This window comes from Streptomyces sp. 5K101, from assembly GCF_046506645.1.
Classification (GTDB): Bacteria; Actinomycetota; Actinomycetes; order Streptomycetales; family Streptomycetaceae; genus Streptomyces.
The window spans coordinates 1-1989 of record NZ_JBKFFO010000055.1 but is presented as its reverse complement, the minus strand read 5'-3'; the positions used below and the strand labels follow the sequence as shown (position 1 = coordinate 1989).

General features: G+C 68.0%; 1 protein-coding gene. It reads right to left on the bottom strand.

Annotated elements, in window-relative coordinates; genetic code table 11:
* Positions 1-57: 57 nt before the first annotated feature.
* Positions 58-1863 (bottom strand): IS481 family transposase, encoded by a 1806-nt coding sequence (locus ACLB9X_RS34300; protein ID WP_410364327.1) that lies wholly within the window; start codon positions 1861-1863, stop codon positions 58-60.
* Positions 1864-1989: the final 126 nt, after the last annotated feature.

The window sequence follows — 1989 nt, the reverse complement described above, 5'->3', positions numbered from 1 at the left end:
TGTCTAGTCCCAGGTGATGTTTGACGTTCTGGTCCCAGCTGATGCTTGACGGTGGGCCTAGACAACATCGGAAACTTCGCGAGGCTTGTTCGCTTTGACGTTCCTGACCGGGACGTCAGTCGTGCGGCGGATGACCCGGACCTGGCCGTCCAGCTCAACGGTGATCGTCGAGTCCGTCACATGCACGGTCACCGTCTGTCCCGCGTACGTCCGGCCGAGTGAGACGACCTGGCGACAGACCATGATCGTGCCCGTCGTGCTGATCCGCCGCTGCACCCGTACCGGCTCAACGCCCGGACGCGGCGGTCGGCCGGCCGGACGCAGTCCCCGCAGCCGACGGACTTCCTCGCTGCTGAGCGGGTTGGGCCGCACCCGCAGCAGCTCCCGCGAGGACGGATCGAAGAACGACAGCGTCTCGTCGTCGATCCGGATGCCCACCGATCGGCCACCCAGGATCTCCGCCGCCAGCACCTGATGCCCGCCCAGGCCCACCAGCCCGCTGTTGTTCACGATCCGGTCCACCTCGAACGCCGCCGCATCACCGGCCGGAAGCGGCGGCGGCCCGGCCGCGCGTCCGCCCCGAGCGGCCAGACGCGCCAGATCCACCACCGACAGGTGCGAACGCACCGTCTTGATCCGCGCCCCCGCGATCAGCAGATGGATCACCGAGGTATCGGCCCAGAAGGTCACCGTCAGCCCTGATCGGGCCGGACCGAGCCAGAACTGCTTGCCCGCGACCTGCAGATTCCCACTGGCAGGCACCACCCGCTCGAACTCCACCGGCCCACCGTGCTCCACCGGCACCACTGCCGGGACCGCCTCCGGCAGACCAGTTGCAGCAAGCACCACTTCGGCCGGATCCCGCATCACAGGAGCCGTCCGCTGCTGCGGCACCAGCGCGAGCACTCCAGGCACCCTCACGCCCAGCACATCCCGCTCCTCCTCGGGAACCGGCGTGAACCGGTCAGCAGGAGACTGCATCCCCAGCGCCTGATGCGGCCGCGAGGAGTTGTACTCCTCCACCCACTCATCCAGCGCCGCCTGAGCCGCCCCGACACTCTCGAACGCACCACAGTCGTCGAGGAGTTCACGCCGCAGCGTCTGATGGAACCGCTCCACCTTGCCCGTCGTGGTCGGTGACGCCGGCTGCGTCAACCGGTGCGCGATCCCGTTCTCCCGGCAGATCCGGTCGAACAGCACCTCACCACCCTGCCCGAACCGGTCAGTGAACTGCTTGCCGTTGTCCGTCAACACCTCTTCCGGCACCCCGAACACCTGCAGAGCCCGCGCGAACGCCGCGCAGACCGCCCGCCCGGTCGCCCGCTCGACCACCGACGCGATCACGCAGTACCGGGAATGATCGTCCACACCGGTCACGACCTTGACCTCGGACAACTCTCCCGTGAGCGGGTCGACCAGCATCACCCCGCCAACGATGTCCATCTGCCACAACTGCATCGGACGATCCCGCTGCCAGCGCTTGTAATCCGACCGCTTCCGACGCCGCACCCCCGGCTCCACCAGCCCATGGCGGACCAAGATCCGATACACGGTCATCCGCGACGGCACCGGGCTCACCGTCCCGGACCGCTCCAGCACATGAGCAATCCTCCGCGGACCCCACTTCGGATGCCTGCGCCGCAGCTCGCACACCGCCGCCTCCACCTCGGCAGAGGTTTGATGCGGACACGACGCCGGCCTACGCGAACGATCCGCCAACCCGGCCAGACCCGAGGCGGCATATCGGGACTTCCAGCCGCTGACCGTCTGCCGGGACACCCCCAAGGACGCGGCGACCTCGGTCACCGTCGCACCCGCCAGCACCGCCAGGACAGCCCGGTATCTCTGCTCGACAACCGACAACTCCACCAGCGCCAATCCCGGCCTCCCCACACACGCCGCAACGACGCGCACAGAAAAGCCGATCACGGCCACTGTCAACCATCAGCTGGGACCGAAGTGTCAAGCATCTCCCGGGACCGGACACAC